General features: G+C 60.7%; 14 protein-coding genes. 9 read left to right on the forward strand and 5 right to left on the reverse strand.

Features of this window, described 5'->3' with window-relative positions; all coding sequences use genetic code 11:
• Position 1: 1 nt before the first annotated feature.
• The 6 genes from QTI33_RS31825 (at position 2) to QTI33_RS31850 (ending at position 6,442) form a co-directional block, all read left to right on the forward strand.
• Complete coding sequence (locus QTI33_RS31825; RefSeq protein WP_286510572.1) at positions 2-772, forward strand: TrbG/VirB9 family P-type conjugative transfer protein; 771 nt, start codon at positions 2-4, stop codon at positions 770-772.
• Positions 769-2,022 (forward strand): type IV secretion system protein VirB10, encoded by a 1,254-nt coding sequence (virB10, locus tag QTI33_RS31830; RefSeq protein ID WP_286510573.1) that lies wholly within the window; start codon positions 769-771, stop codon positions 2,020-2,022. Before QTI33_RS31825 ends, virB10 begins: the two co-directional genes overlap by 4 nt.
• Entirely contained in the window at positions 2,019-3,062 is a 1,044-nt protein-coding gene (gene virB11 / locus QTI33_RS31835; RefSeq protein ID WP_286510574.1) for a P-type DNA transfer ATPase VirB11, read from the forward strand. Before virB10 ends, virB11 begins: the two co-directional genes overlap by 4 nt.
• On the forward strand, positions 3,059-5,008 hold the full coding sequence (locus QTI33_RS31840; RefSeq protein WP_286510575.1) for a type IV secretory system conjugative DNA transfer family protein: 1,950 nt from the start codon (positions 3,059-3,061) through the stop codon (positions 5,006-5,008). Before virB11 ends, QTI33_RS31840 begins: the two co-directional genes overlap by 4 nt.
• A 106-nt stretch (positions 5,009-5,114) precedes the next feature.
• On the forward strand, positions 5,115-6,266 hold the full coding sequence (locus QTI33_RS31845; protein WP_286510576.1) for a KfrB domain-containing protein: 1,152 nt from the start codon (positions 5,115-5,117) through the stop codon (positions 6,264-6,266).
• Positions 6,263-6,442 (forward strand): hypothetical protein, encoded by a 180-nt coding sequence (locus QTI33_RS31850; RefSeq protein ID WP_286510577.1) that lies wholly within the window; start codon positions 6,263-6,265, stop codon positions 6,440-6,442. Before QTI33_RS31845 ends, QTI33_RS31850 begins: the two co-directional genes overlap by 4 nt.
• 96 nt (positions 6,443-6,538) lie before the next feature.
• On the opposite strand, the gene QTI33_RS31855 is transcribed toward QTI33_RS31850, so the two are convergent.
• Positions 6,539-7,063 carry a PH domain-containing protein gene (locus QTI33_RS31855; RefSeq protein ID WP_286510578.1) on the reverse strand — a complete coding sequence of 175 codons (525 nt, stop codon included), beginning with the start codon at positions 7,061-7,063 and terminating at the stop codon, positions 6,539-6,541.
• 946 nt (positions 7,064-8,009) lie between these two features.
• Here QTI33_RS31855 and QTI33_RS31860 point away from each other — a divergent pair.
• Positions 8,010-8,837, forward strand: coding sequence for a replication initiation protein (locus QTI33_RS31860; protein ID WP_286510579.1), 828 nt, complete (start codon positions 8,010-8,012; stop codon positions 8,835-8,837).
• Between the two features lie 835 nt (positions 8,838-9,672).
• Here the strand turns inward: QTI33_RS31860 and QTI33_RS35220 are convergent.
• Both QTI33_RS35220 and QTI33_RS31865 read right to left on the reverse strand, forming a co-directional pair.
• Entirely contained in the window at positions 9,673-9,909 is a 237-nt protein-coding gene (locus QTI33_RS35220) for a LuxR C-terminal-related transcriptional regulator (RefSeq protein ID WP_353506367.1), read from the reverse strand.
• Positions 9,800-10,333 carry a PAS domain-containing protein gene (locus tag QTI33_RS31865; RefSeq protein ID WP_286510580.1) on the reverse strand — a complete coding sequence of 178 codons (534 nt, stop codon included), beginning with the start codon at positions 10,331-10,333 and terminating at the stop codon, positions 9,800-9,802. The genes QTI33_RS35220 and QTI33_RS31865 overlap by 110 nt, the downstream gene beginning before the upstream one ends.
• A 381-nt stretch (positions 10,334-10,714) precedes the next feature.
• Here QTI33_RS31865 and QTI33_RS31870 point away from each other — a divergent pair, with 381 nt between their 5' ends.
• Positions 10,715-11,428 carry a transporter gene (locus tag QTI33_RS31870; protein WP_286510581.1) on the forward strand — a complete coding sequence of 238 codons (714 nt, stop codon included), beginning with the start codon at positions 10,715-10,717 and terminating at the stop codon, positions 11,426-11,428.
• Between the two features lie 234 nt (positions 11,429-11,662).
• Entirely contained in the window at positions 11,663-13,165 is a 1,503-nt protein-coding gene (locus QTI33_RS31875; RefSeq protein ID WP_286510582.1) for a DUF1254 domain-containing protein, read from the forward strand.
• Between the two features lie 271 nt (positions 13,166-13,436).
• Here QTI33_RS31875 and QTI33_RS31880 read toward each other — a convergent pair whose 3' ends face one another.
• Together QTI33_RS31880 and QTI33_RS31885 are read right to left on the reverse strand one after the other, a co-directional pair.
• The gene (locus QTI33_RS31880; protein WP_286510583.1) at positions 13,437-13,694 is read right to left on the reverse strand and encodes an SWIB/MDM2 domain-containing protein; all 258 of its coding nucleotides are present in this window, start codon (positions 13,692-13,694) and stop codon (positions 13,437-13,439) included.
• Between the two features lie 107 nt (positions 13,695-13,801).
• A complete protein-coding gene (locus tag QTI33_RS31885; protein ID WP_286510584.1) occupies positions 13,802-14,014 on the reverse strand; it encodes a hypothetical protein in 213 nt (70 codons plus the stop codon).
• Positions 14,015-14,073: the final 59 nt, after the last annotated feature.

Here is a 14,073-nt window from a genome sequence, read left to right on the forward strand (position 1 = left end):
GTTGCTTGCCCCCGCCATTGCGCAGCAGTACAGCGCTAGCTACGACGATTCGACCCGCGTGCGGCGCGTTGAATACAAAGACAGCCTCGTACTGAGGGCTGTCGGCTACGCCGACCATCCGATCGTTCTTGAGCTGGATCCCAAGGAGCCGATTGAAGATGCCGCAGGGGGCAAGATCGCAGGCTGGGAGGTCTTCAAGCTCGGCTCACGCTTCTTCGCCCGGCCCCTTGAAGGAGCGAGATTTGCGACGACGCTCATCGTGACGAAATCGCGCACGTATGTGCTCGACCTGGTGCCCGGCAGCTCGAAGACGATGCCGACCGACTTCGTCTCCAAAATCGTTGTGACTTATCCGGTCGACAAGGATCTAGATGAAGTCGCCGCGAGCAAGGAGCTGAAGGAAGCGGCTACGCCGCTCGATGAAGCGCTCAAGGGTCCGCGCAACGATCAGTACTCGCTCGAGGCCGTGGCCGAGAGCGTCGATATTCGCCCGCGCGAAGTCTTCGACGATGGCCGCTTCACCTACTTCAGGTTCCCAGACAACCTTCCCATCCCTGCTATCTACAAGAGCACGCCGGGCTCAACGGAAGAGTGGCTGGTGAACAGCCATCGCGATGGCGATTTCATCGTCGTCCATGGTGTTGGTGCGTCGTGGAACTTGCGGCTGTCGGGCACTGTTATCGGCGTCTTCAACGACGCCTTCAACGCTACCGGCATCGCGCCAGTGAACGGGACAACGATCAGCGGCATGAAAAGAGAGCTTCGCAAATGAGCACCCATCCCGACACAGAGCCGCAGGCCTTCGAGGCGCAGCCCGAGCCGGAAAGCGTCGTACAGGTAGATCGACCATTCCGCGCTGAGGTTGCCAAGCGGAAAAACACACGGCAGCTGATCGGCGGCTTGATGCTAGTTGTCAGCCTCATTGCCTTACTGGCGGCTGGTGGGTTTGTTGTGAAACAGTACCGCGAGAAATTCGCTGACAGCAAAGCCACGAAGGAAAAGGTCGAACGGGAAAAAATGGCGACCGTTCGCCAGGGGCGAGACTTCAACGTTGATGAGCGCCTCGAGCTGGAGGAGCCCAAGTCGGCGCCTCAGGCGCCACAGCCCGAGCCTCCGAAGGCTGCACCTGCACCTGGTGGCCCGCTTCCTTCCGGGTTCGCTCCCACAAGCGCCGGCGCTCCCCTCCCCATGTCGCCGCCGCCGCAGGGCCAGCTGCAAGGTCCCGGACCGGCTCAGCAGCCCAAGCCGGCGCCGCCGTCGATGATGCTCGGAGGCCCACCGGATCCTGCGTTGGCCATGGCGCAAGCCACTGCGCTGGCAGCGCCCAAGCAAGAGGACCGAACGGTTCAAGCGTTGGCTGCTCAGAAAGCAGCTGGGCAAGCGCCTTCGGCAACTGCACAAGCATCGGCGGCCCATCTCGGCGATCGATCGTTCGTCCTGGCGCGCGGCAGCTGGATCCCTTGCATTCTGGAAACTCAACTGAATTCCACTGTCGCAGGAAACACGAGCTGCGTGGTGCCGGAAGACGTGTACTCGGACGATGGCAAGGCCCTGCTTGTGGAAAAGGGTTCGCACGCTCAAGGCGCTTTCGGGAACATGCTCAAGGTGGGCGATCAGCGCATCGCTGTGCAGTGGGCGCGGATCAAGACGACGCGCGGCGTCGTCATCGATGTGGATTCGCCCGCTACCGACGAGGTCGGCACCACTGGTGCCGGCGGATATGTCGACAACCACTGGCTTGACCGCATCGGCGCGGCTGTTCTCCTCTCCTTCATCGAGGACGGCATGGCATACGCCGTTGCTCGTCAGGAGAACCAGTCGGGCAACTCTCTGGGCGGTGGAGCGAACGTCTACCTGCCCAGCAACACGATCAGCTCGACGAAGCGGCTTTCCGAAAAGGTCCTTGAGTCGACGATCAACATCCCTCCGACGCTCTACAAGAACCGCGGCGATCGAATCATGATCTTTGTGAATCGAGACCTGTGGTTTGACAGCACGTACAAGCTGGTGAAATCACGATGACCCACACTGCAGAGATCGTCCCGATCACTCATACCCTGGAACGAGATACCTCGGTCCAGAACTTCCTTGCACCCTACAGAGATCTGATCGAGAACGACGAAGTGACGGAAATTGCCGTCAACGACAACGGTCGTGTGTGGTTCGAATCGAATTCGACCTGGTCCTCAAGGCCGTCCGATCATGTTGCAGAAGCAAGCGTCATCAACCTGGGCACGGCAGTCGCGACTTTCAGCAAGCAGAAGTGGGACCGTACTGTGCCGCTCTTGAGCGCGTCCCTTCCGGACGGTTCACGGATCCAGCTGGTCCGGTCTCCTGCTGTTGAGGACGGCCGAACTTCGTTCACGCTGCGCCGGCCGGCGAAGATCTCGCGAAGCCTCGATGATTTCTCACGAGCGGGCCTGTTCAAGCAGGTGCGCGAGATGCAGGGGAAGTTGCTACCGCACGAAGCGCAGCTCAAGGACTTGTTGTCGGCCAAGAACTATGAAGGGTTCCTCAGGCTTGCCGTCGAATCTCGTATGAACATCGTTGTCTCTGGTGCTACCGGCTCCGGCAAGACGACGTTCATGAAAAGCCTCGTGCGCGAGATACCCCTGACCGAACGGCTCATCACCATCGAAGACGTGCGCGAGCTTTTCTTGCCGCATAAGAACGCCGTCCATCTGCTCTACAGCAAGGGCGGCCAGTCTTCCGCGAACGTGAGGCCGAAGGACCTGCTCGAAAGCTGTCTGCGAATGAAGCCCGATCGGATCCTGCTGGCCGAGGTGCGCGGGGATGAATGCCTCTACTACGTGCGCAACGCCGCCTCTGGCCATCCTGGCAGCATGACCAGTTGCCACGCGGGCACCCCGGCCCTGGCCTTCGAACAGATGGCCATCATGATTCAGGACTCACCTGGTGGTGCGAATCTGACGTTCGACGTCATCAAGCGGCTGCTGACGCTGACCATCGATGTAGTCATCCAGTTCCAGAACGTGGGCGGCGAGCGCTTCATCAGCGAGATCTACTACGCGCCCGAGAAGAAACTGCAGGCCATGCAATGACGAAAACCGGAAAGTCCCTTGTCGCCCTGGCCGGCGTGGTCGCCCTTGTTGGATGCCTTGCGTTCGCGAACTACCTCGCCGGGGTGGTTCTATTCCTGTCCTACAAAGAGAACCCCGAGCGTGCAGAGTTCACAACGATTCAACGGGCCTGGACATCCGCTGAAACCCCGTATGCTGAGAAAAAGGTCAAGGCCAGCATCGCCGTTGCGCTGCTGATCGCGCTCGGCGGTCCTGCCTTCCTGTTGCAAGGCTTCCTTCGCGGAAACAGCCTCTCGCTGCACGGCAATGCTCGGTTTGCAAACCAGAAGGACATCACAAAGGAGGGGCTCGATAGCCCGACTGGCGTGATCCTTGGAAAGCAGGACGACGGGAGCCTCTTGCGCCTGCCGGGCTACGAGTTCGTCATGCTGGCCGCGCCGACTCGGACAGGGAAGGGCGTCGGCTTTTGCATTCCGAATCTGCTGACCTTCCCTGATTCCGTCGTCGTGCTCGACATCAAGGGGGAGAACTACAACCTAACTGGGCAGTTTCGAAGCCAATACCTCGGCAACGAGGTCTTCTACTTCAACCCTTTCTCGGAGACAACCAGTCGGTGGAACCCGCTGTCCTACATCTCCGAGGATCCGAATTTCAGGGTCAATGATCTGATGGCACTCGCCGCCATCGTCTACCCCGCGAATCCCAAGGATCCTTTCTGGGTCGACTCCGCGCGCAACCTGTTCGTCGGTCTGTCCCTGCTGGTGTTGGAAACGCCGCTGCTGCCGAAGACGATCGGGGAGGTGCTGCGACAGGGCTCCGGGAAGGGCCAGCAAATGGCCGACTACCTCGCGCATGCGATGAACGTGAGGGCAGCAAGCGGAACGCCGCTATCGCGGCCCTGTGTCGATGCATTGAATCGCTTCCTGAACAACCCTGACAACACCCTCAAGAACATCCTTTCGAGCTTCGTCGCGCCCCTTGCGATGTGGGGAAATGCGGTTGTCGACAAGGCTACGTCGGCCGACGACTTCGATCTTCGCGATGTGCGAAAGAGAAAGATGTCGATCTACATCCACATCCCGGCCAACGAGGTCCTGCAGGCGGGGTTCATCACCAACCTCTTTTTCTCCCAGCTCATCAACGAGAACGTGCGCGAGCTGCCGGAAGACAACCCTGATCTGAAGTTCCAATGTCTGCTGCTCCTGGACGAGTTCACGGCCATGGGCAAGGTCGCGATCATCGCGAAGGGTGTCGGCTACATGGCTGGCTACAACATGCGGGCCTCGATCATCATTCAGGACCGGTCGCAGCTTGAGTCGGTCTACGGCAAGGAGGATGCCCACAACATAATCCAGAACATGGGTGCATTGATCGTCTTCACGCCCAGCCAGGTGAAGGAAGCTGAGGAATACTCGAAGCTGATCGGCTACCAGACGGTCCAATCGAACTCCAAGCAGCGATCGAACATCGGCGCCTTCAACCCGGGAAACTCGTCGATCAACGAGACTGAGTCTCCTCATGCGCGAGCCCTGATGCTCCCGCAAGAGATCCTGTCGATGGAAAAGACCCGCGAGCTGGTCGTTCGCGCTGGCATCCCGGTCATCAACGCTCAGAAAATCCAGTACTACTCGGATCCGTTCTTCAGCGAACGATTCAAGGCGGTGCCGATGCGCGAAGTGACCATCAACGGGCAGGTCCGCTCGGTGCCCCAGCCGCGGCCGCTGCCGCGCAACAACTGGCGAGTCTTCCGCCAGGCCGTTGACCGCTCGGACTACTACCTGCAGGACGACTTCAGCGACCTGTCGCCTCAGTTCATGGCTGCGGAGGAGGACTCGATCCTTGATCTGATCAACCAAGAGGCCCAGATGATGCAGCCCGAGCAACTCGACGCGCTGTGCATGGCGCTGTCTCGGCGCAAGGTCGACGAGTATGCGGCGATGTTCGAACAGGGTAGGGTTTCCGATTAGGATTGTTTTTAAGTTGTCTTTTCGGTTGACTTAGCGGCATAATTCTCCCAAGCGATCCGCAACGGGTCGTGTCTACCCCTCGGGGTGTTTTTGAACAGGGAGAAATATGGCCGAATCACAAAGTGCGTCTCTGGCTACTGGACGCTCGGCGGATTGGAATGCTGGAAGCAGACGCATCGAGGAGCTGCTATCCATCGAGCCGAACCGCCTTTCACCCTCGCAAGCAAAAGATCTTCTGCAAGAAGACCTTGCGCGCCTCCAGACCTTCGATACGCCCGATCTCCGAAGCATGTACGCCTCGGCGATCGGCGACATCGCCGAGACCTTTCCGTCCTACCGTGCCGAGCTGCAGCAGCAATCTCCCGAGATCGTTGCGGAAATCGAGGCTGCGGTTGCCCTCGACCAAGCGAAGTCGAACTTGAAGGAAGACCGCAAAGCGGCTGAGCTCGAGCGCATGGTCTCGGAAAAGTGGACTGTCATCGAATCGGTTCCTGATGCCCTCATGCGCGCCAATTTCGAAGGTCGCGGTGTGGAAATCAATGAGGACGGGCAGCGAGTCACGCTGCACGGCCTGGCCGAGATCGAGCGTTGGTCGGAAGACCATCACGCTTCGGCGGTCGACAAAGAGCGGCTCGTGTCGCTCGGCATTCAAGCATCCCGCGGTCGCCCGACCGCCGAACCTCAACCCGTCAATTTCAGGGAGTATCAACAAATGGAAGCAGCTGCACAACAACCGCAAGCCGACGTGAAGCGCATTGGCGCGAACATGCCCAAGCCCGACTGGCAAATGTCGATCGATCTGCTGAAGGCCTACGCACCTGGTGAGCGAGGCAAGGTCTACATCCCGAAGGCCGGTGCCGAGTACGGCGGCCAGGTCATGCTTGTGACCGATTCGCACATCGTGCAGCGCGTCGGCCGCGGCACGGCGATCGCACATGACCTCTCCAAGCTTGAGAACGGCCAGGCGCTGGCCAGCGACATCGATTCGGGCAAGCTCAAGCGCGGCATGCATATGAAGGTGCAATACGGCCAGGAAACCGGCCTCGCCAATGTCATCCCCTTCAATCAGCAGCGCGCCTCGGAGATCAATCGGGATCTGACTGCCTGGGCGGAGAAAAACATCACCAATGCCAAGGGACGTGAAACGTTCCTCAAGCACGTGGCTGCGGCGACGAAGGAGCTTGGCCAGGCGCCGGCTGCTCCGCAACGAGCTGCCCCGGCGCCTGCGCCGCAGCGCTCCATGCAACGCGATCGGTGAGCAAGTCGACGCATCAAGGAAAGGCCGCGCTTGCGCGGCTTTTTCTCTGCGCAGCGCCCTGTCCTGGGTTGGCCCTCCTGATCGCCGGCGTCTGGCCGGCCTGGATTCTGGTGCCGCTTTTCGGGATTCCGTGCCTCGTCCTGTACGAGCTGGTGGACCGCTACGGCCTTCGTTGACCTGGTGGTCTTCGATCGAGCTGCTGGGGGGAAGTTTGCAGACAAAAAAAGGCCGGGGAACCCCCCGGCCTTTTTGCTTGGTCCTGCGCCCCGAACTTAGTTCACTGAAGCTTCGGAAACCCCACGGGCGCGACGAACCTGCTGGACGTAGTCGGTCAAGGAGGCGCGAAGTTCCTCTGGCTTCTGCATGCCGACCAACCGCAGGAGGGGATTCGTTTCATCGCGGGTTTCGAGGATGACGGTCCCGACCCCGGCCAAGCGCTCGAAGAAGGACTGGTGCAACGTGATGTTCTGAACCCTGAACACCTCCAGCGAGCCGGTATGCCGGCTCAGGATGCCCCATGACCAGACGATGCGTTCCCTGTCGTCGAAGCGATAGGACAAGAACATGAAATCCACCCAACGGTACACAGCACGGAAGGCAATGAGGCCCAGCGGGACAGCCAGGAAGACCCAATGCAGATCCCACGGCAGGGCGACGTAGGCCCAAACGACAGCGACGGCCATCAAGGCATAGCTGAGGTAGTGCCCAGCGTTGTAGGCCTGCGAGGGCTTCACATGCCCTTGAACCTTGGCAGCAGCGGCCCTTTTGACCGGCGTGTATTCGATAACGGCATTCATCTGATCCCCCTGATCGTCTGTATTAAGTTGTCTATTCGGTTTCATTTTAAGTTGTTTTCACTCGATTGACAACCGATTTCTGTTGTCACTTTCCATCGATTGCCGGTGTCCTGGCAGCGGCTCACCATCCCTAGCCTCGGATCGCTCGTGCAGCGGCTGAACGGTGTTCAAGCCCCCACCCCACCAACCAAACCCAAACAAGGCCCCAGCCCTCGATTCTGCCCCTTCCTGCACCTTCCCAAAACCGAAGAGTCAACCCACCAACTGCAAAACAGATTGAGCGGGGGGCCCGCGCGACGGCGCGGGGGCGCAGCCCGGGGTCTGGGGCGGAGCCCCTGCCTGGGAAGCGTCAGCAGACGCTGGCGGGGACCGCATCAACGCATCGTCCGTCCTGGCCGTGTTGAGCCCTTTGTCGTCTCGTGTTGGGGTTGTGCTTGTCCCCTCTGGGGACTGGATGAGGGTGAGCGCGCAGCGCGAGGGCCGCAGGCCCTGGGGGATGCCGGGTGGGAGCGCGAAGCGCGGGCGGAGGCCGAAGGCCGGAGGAGCCGGCGGGGGGGAGCGAAGCGGACCCCCAAGAGGCGGAGAGCACCCCTTCGCTGTCGATCGCGCGCGCCCGCGAAGTTTCTTTATATTGTTTCTTCTGTTTCTACCGCTTCGGCCGGATCGTCGAAATCGGGCTGCAGGCCGCATGGCGCCTACGTTTCGACTGTGGATAAGTTTTCGTCTATTCGGACATCCACCGGTGCCATTCGGACACGTTGACGGGTCAGTCGGACATCGACCGGTGGATATCCACAGATGGAGTCGGACAACGACCGGTGCTTATCCACAAAGGCCGATCAAGGGGCGCATATGCCCGTATTCGGCCATTGACACCATGGCGTCCGAATCAGACAATAGTCGGACATCATCCTCATGATGTACGACTAACCCGGTAAATGTCCGAATGACCTCGCTCTCTGATCTTTCTGTCATCCCTCCCGAGCATCCAGACCGCCACGTCTCGATGAGCAACCGGCTCGCCCGGGCAGCGCAGGGCCTTAACTTAGCGGAAAAGCGCATGGTGGCCTTGGCCTTGGCCAATACGGACTCGGTCCCGATGAAGGGGCTGGCTCTCGCGACAAATGCCGGCTGGAAGGCCAAGGTCAACGCCCTTGAATACTCGGAAACCTTTGGCGTCCACCCCACAACGGCCTACGAGCAACTCAAGGCCGCGGCTGAGAACCTGTTCGAGCGCTATTTCCGCTATCAGGTCAAAGGCCGACGCGGGGAAGCGGAGGAGAAAAAATTCCGGTGGGTGTCAGGATCTGTCTATGCGCCGGGCGAGGGCTTCGTCGAGATCAACTTCAGTCCTGAGATCGCGCCACATCTGCTGGGGCTGAGAAAACAGTTCACAACGTACAAGCTGAGCCATGCAGCCGCATTCGACAGCGTCTATGCCTGGCGGCTCTTCGAGCTGCTGAAGTCCTGGCAGAACACTGGCCTCTATGCCACGGACATCGAGGCGTTTTGGGAAGCCATGCAAGCGCCCCCGAGTTGCCGCAAGGACTTCAAAGCGCTGCGCCTCAGAGTGATAGAGCCGGCCGTCGAATCCATCACGGCAAAAGCTGAGATGGTGATCGACTGGAAGCCGGTTCGAGCCGGCAGCCGCCGCGTGTCGGGACTCGAATTCCGTTTTGCAAAGGATCCGCAGGGGCGTCTAGATATCGGCGGGGAGGACCTGTCCGAGGAGGATTCCGATGCATTCGGACATCAAGGATCGACGTCCGACTGACCCGGCATCCGTCCGAATAGTCCAGCATGGCGCAGCGCGGCGCCTTCCACGCTGGGCAATCCTGACCTGGTGGAGGTGGCCGATTCCGACGATTTTGTGTCCGAGTTCGCTGATCTAGCCCCTGTAGCGCCAAATGAATCAGACGCCGTCCCCTTGGCGTCCGACTAACCCGGTAAGTGTCCGAATAGCTTCACTCGATACCGGACGCCACTCCTACGGCGTCCGACTAACCCGGTATATGTCCGAATAGCCCTGCAAGTCTCGGACATCGACCCCATCGAGTCCGACTAACCCGGTAAATGTCCGAATGGCTCGAACCAGCCGCAAGCACCGGTATTTGTCCGAATAGGTCTGGCCGCCCTGCTCTCGTTCCACGTCTGTTTTCAGCAATGTGTTCGTCAGAAATCGGCTCCAAGACCTTGAGCTAAACCGAGGCCGGGATTCCTGATGGATCACTTTTGTGGTGGGGTCAAATGTCGCTCGCGCACATTGTGTGCGTGGGCCTCGCACAGGTGGACGAGGCTTCGGTTTGGGCGACTGGTGCAGCTACCGCGATAAGAAGAGGTATCGCGATAGCACTGATTTCAGAGAGGGTCTTCGATGGCTATGCTGAGCTGGCAAGCCCCTTGGAGGGGGTGCAAGCGGCGTGGAACATGCGCGTGCGCTGTCGGACGTCATGCGGGTGGACGGGGACGATCGATGCCCGCTATCGCGCCCCTTGTACAGTCGGAATGGGCCCGTTGCAGTCCGGCACCCCTGGCACGGAGGCTTGAAGGACAACACCCCATGGTTGTCTGCGGTCCAAATCCTGCTCAATTGCAGGCGTCAGGACAGCTCATCCGTTCGAGCCTCCACGATCACCAATGACCAAGGAGCTTGCTAAACCTATGCGAATCGCCTCGGCCGTCGTGCGGGCCTCAAGCTTCACCAAGATGGCAGCTCGATGCATCTTGACTGTCCTCTCAAAAATCCCGAGTTCGAGGGCAATCTGCTTGTTGCGATAACCGTCCAGTAAGCGATCGAGCACTTGCCGTTTGCCGTGGTGAGAGCGAAGCGACGAGGCGTGCCGCATTTTGCGCCTGCAGGCTCGATGGCAGTTGGGCTTGTTTCGACACGTCCATCTGCGACCCGATGAAGAAATGAACTTCACCATCCGGCGCGCGAACCGGCGCGATCATCACGGCGTTACGGAACGGGCTCCCATCCTTCCGGTAGTTCACAACCTCTGTCAGCAAGGGCTGCGCATTCGTGACCGCTTCCCGAAGCGAAGCCCGACTGCGAGCGCTTGTGGCGGTTCCTGCCAGGAAGCGACAGTTCCGACCCAGAACGTCTGCCTGGTCATATCCGGTCAACTCGCAAAAGGCATCGTTGACGCAGACGATCGGATTGTCAGTTTGCCGTGGATCGGTGAGGACGGTCGCTATGGGCGAAATGACGATCGAACTGCTGAGGGCGGCCTCTAGGCTGTTGCCTGCAATCCTAGGAGGAGCGTTCATCGATGAAGTCTCAGATTTTGTTCGTGCCCGGGCCGCGAATCCGGCGCACGGACATGGCCTAAAGGCCGTATTGCCGCGCAGAGCGCCGGATCCTAAAGTAGGGTTAAAGCCGCTCCAGCTGTAGGGGTGAGCGGGCCCGGGCGGTGTGTCGAACGCCGTAGTTTCGGCGTGAGCAGAGGCATGTCGCCGAGGGTCGCCTGGCGGAGAAAGGAAGGGCGCGTGACACAAGGAAACTGGCCTGCTCGACGGTCGCCCTCCAAGCATTGGTGCGAGGCCCCGATACGGCGTGCCGTGACTTGCCGGCAGGTGCCGGCCGTTGGTGCAGCGCTGATCTTGACTGTATTCGGCCTAGACGTCGCATGCGCGCAAAGCGATGCGGACTTGGCCAAAAAGCTGTCCAACCCGGTCGCCGCGCTCATCAGCGTGCCTCTGCAATACAACTACGACCATCACATCGGACCCGACGACGGGCACAAGAGCTACCTCAATTTTCAACCCGTCGTCCCGATCAGCTTAAACGCCGACTGGAACGTGATCAGCCGCACAATCGTGCCGATCATCAGCCAGCACAACGTGGTGCCTGGATCGAGCCAGAGCGGCTTTGGCGACATCACGCAGAGCCTCTTCTTCTCGCCCAAGGAGCCCACCGCGGGCGGCTTGATCTGGGGCATCGGCCCCGTGTTCCTGCTGCCGACCGGGACCGAGTCTCAGCTGAGCGCTCGCAAGTGGGGCGCCGGCCCGACCGGTGTCGTTCTCAAGCAGGATGGGCCCTGGACCTACGGCTTGCTGGCGAACCATATCTGGGGCGCGGGAGGCGTCAGCACGCGCCCGGATGTCAGTAGCACCTTCCTGCAGCCCTTTCTTTCGTACACGACCAAGGACGCCTGGACCTATTCGCTCAATACCGAATCCACCTACGACTGGAAGAACAAGCAGTGGCAGGTGCCCATCAACCTGCTGGTCACCAAGCTTATGAAGTTTGGAGATCAGCCGGTCAGCATCGGCGGCGGGTTGCGGTACTGGGCTGAAAGCACGGAAGTTGGCCCGCACGACCTGGGTGTTCGGCTTGTCGTCACCTTCCTATTTCCGAAGTAACTCGCGATGTCGAATCCCCCCGCGTGCCGTGTCGTGTCGTTACTCGGTTTGCTCGTCGGGCTTGCGGTAGCGATCGTTCGCAACATCTTTGAAGCCAGCAGGCGCGGCCGGATCGGTCAGAACTGGATGAGGAGCGAACTCGTAGCTCCTAAGGGCATGCTCCGACGGGCGAAGACACGTTTCAACAAGCGAGAGAGTGCTTCGCTTGCCTGTTCGTCAGAAAGGCAGTGTCAAATGAAGGAATTCAGCATTCGCGTGGCAGTTCTAGCGGCGGCGATCGTCGTCGTCGAAGCCCCTGTGGCAACGGCCCAATCTCGGGAAACCGCCGCCGCGGTGAGTTCCAGACCCGCGATCTCGCCGCCATCCGCAGCTCCGATTCAGGGCACGCCTGAAGGCACGACCATGCCTCTGGACTACGCGCGCCTGCTGGGTCGCTTCATCTACGTGTGGGCCTGGCCCATGGCCAATACGCACGCCCGCATAGCGGCGATGGAGCAGGTGCCTGAGCCGGGCCTGCAGGGCGGCATTCTCCCGGTGGCGCCGATCAACAGCCTGTCGATGCTCACCGACTACATCGATCCCGCTCAACGTTTCGTGGCTGCGCCCAACCAGGACGTGGTCTATGGCCTGTCGGCATTGCGCCTGGACAAGGAAGCGGTGGTGGTGCAGGTGCCCGACTTCGGCTCGCGCTTCTGGGTGTTTCAGATGGCCGACCAGCGCACCGATGGCTTCGGGCGGCTGGGCAAGATGTATGGCAGCAAGCCCGGCTTCTACCTGCTGGTGGGGCCGGACTGGAAGGGCAACGTGCCCAAGGGCATCACGGCGGTCTTCCGATCGCCGACCAAAGGCGCTTTCGTGTTCCCGCGCGTGTTCCAGGACGACACGCCGGAGGACAAGGCAGCAGTGCAACCGCTCATCAATCGGATCGGCGTGTATCCGATCTCGCAGTTCGACGGGAAGATAAAGGTGCGCGACTGGAGCAAGTCGCGCAAGTTCCCGGCGGCGGCCGGCGGCTCGGGCGAGGCCGTGTGGGTCAACCCTGAAACCTTCTTCGAGCTGCTGCCCACGCTGCTGGACGAAGTGCCGCCGCAGGCGGGCGAAGAGGCCATCTACACGCAGGCGCGTAGTCTTGTGGCGGCCGCCAAGCGCGACCCGGCCGTGGCGACGGCGCTGAAGGAGGCGGCCTCGCAAACCGAGCAGGAACTGCTCAAGAGCCAACTCTTCGAATGGCGCAACCAGGGTCTGCGCCTGCCCACGGGCTGGACCATGCAGACCAATGCCGCGCAGTGGGGCGCGGACTACCTCACGCGCGTGTCGGCGGCCAAGGCCAACATCTTCTCCAATGCGCCGAACGAGACCATGTACCTCGCATTGGACCTGGGCCCGGATGGCCAGCGCCTGAGCGGTGCCAACGACTACACGCTGACTTTCCCCGCAGGCGCGGTTCCGCCTGTGAAGGGCTTCTGGTCTCTGACCATGTACAACAAAGAGCATTTCTTTGAGCCCAACGAGATCAACCGCTTCTCGATCGGCACGAAGAACAAGGACTTGAAGTACGCAGCGAACGGTTCGCTCACCCTCTACCTCTCGCACGACAAGCCGCGCGAGGCAGAGAAGGTGGCCAACTGGCTGCCTGCCCCGGCGGGCGAGTTTTCCGTCTACATCCGCGCATACTGGCCGGACCCGGCCATCGTGAATAGGCAGTGGTCCCCACCAGCAGTGGTCAGGGAGCGCTGAGGCCCAGCTGGTGAGCAGCACAATCTGCGGAAGCCGGTCGCCATGAAGGTCCGGTTCGGAGCGACGCAGAAGTCGGCTTAGGGCCGGCCCGTAGCGGACCCCCGCATACCTGTTCGGCAACGGCGGGACATGACAAGCTGGGCAGTGCCGCAGCGGCGTCGAAGTAGAAAAGAAATGACCGCTTTACCAGGTTGAGCGGTCATCCAGATCACTCGACCCAAGGGCGGCTCATGGCCGGCAGGAGCCGGCTGCGTGCGTGCGGCAACGCTCGTCAGGACAGGTGCTTGCCAACAAGACCCGACATTTCGAACATCGTCACCTCGGGTTTGCCCATCACCGCTTGAAGGTTGGCATCACAAAGGATATTGCGCTTGTTCGCCGGGTTTTGGAGGTTGTTCAGCTTGATGTAGTCCCACAGCAGCTTGGTGACCTCGGTTCGAGGCTGGGGTGCGGAGCCAATGACGGCTGCGAGCTCGACGCTGGGTGTCAGGGGGCGCGTGAACGCCGTTTGCTTCTTGGCAGTGGTCATGTTTGTCTCGGCAAAGCGGTGAATTCTACGAACGCCCCAAAAAAGGTTTCGCTGGGCGCCGGCGCCGAAAGGCCGTTGTGGCCGGATTCAGACCTGGCCGGATCCATCTAGGCGGCGGGCCCGAACAACTCGCGGGCAACCTCGATGGGGTCGCGCGTGCCTTCTTTTTCGTGAAGCTCGGCCGCCACCTCGAGGACGCTCTGGTCCTCGGCGAGTCCCTCGGCCAGGCGCACCCATTCCTGGTGGAACAGGTGGATCCACGCCTGGCGCGGGTTCAGCGTGATGCCGTGGCGAACGATCGGCGGATTGGGTTCCCACATGACCGCCAGCATAGCCTTAGGAAGCAAACTTCAAGCACGGTGAGCGTCGACATCAAGGC

It is taken from the genome of Variovorax davisae, assembly GCF_030316845.1.
Classification (GTDB): Bacteria; Pseudomonadota; Gammaproteobacteria; order Burkholderiales; family Burkholderiaceae_C; genus Variovorax; species Variovorax davisae.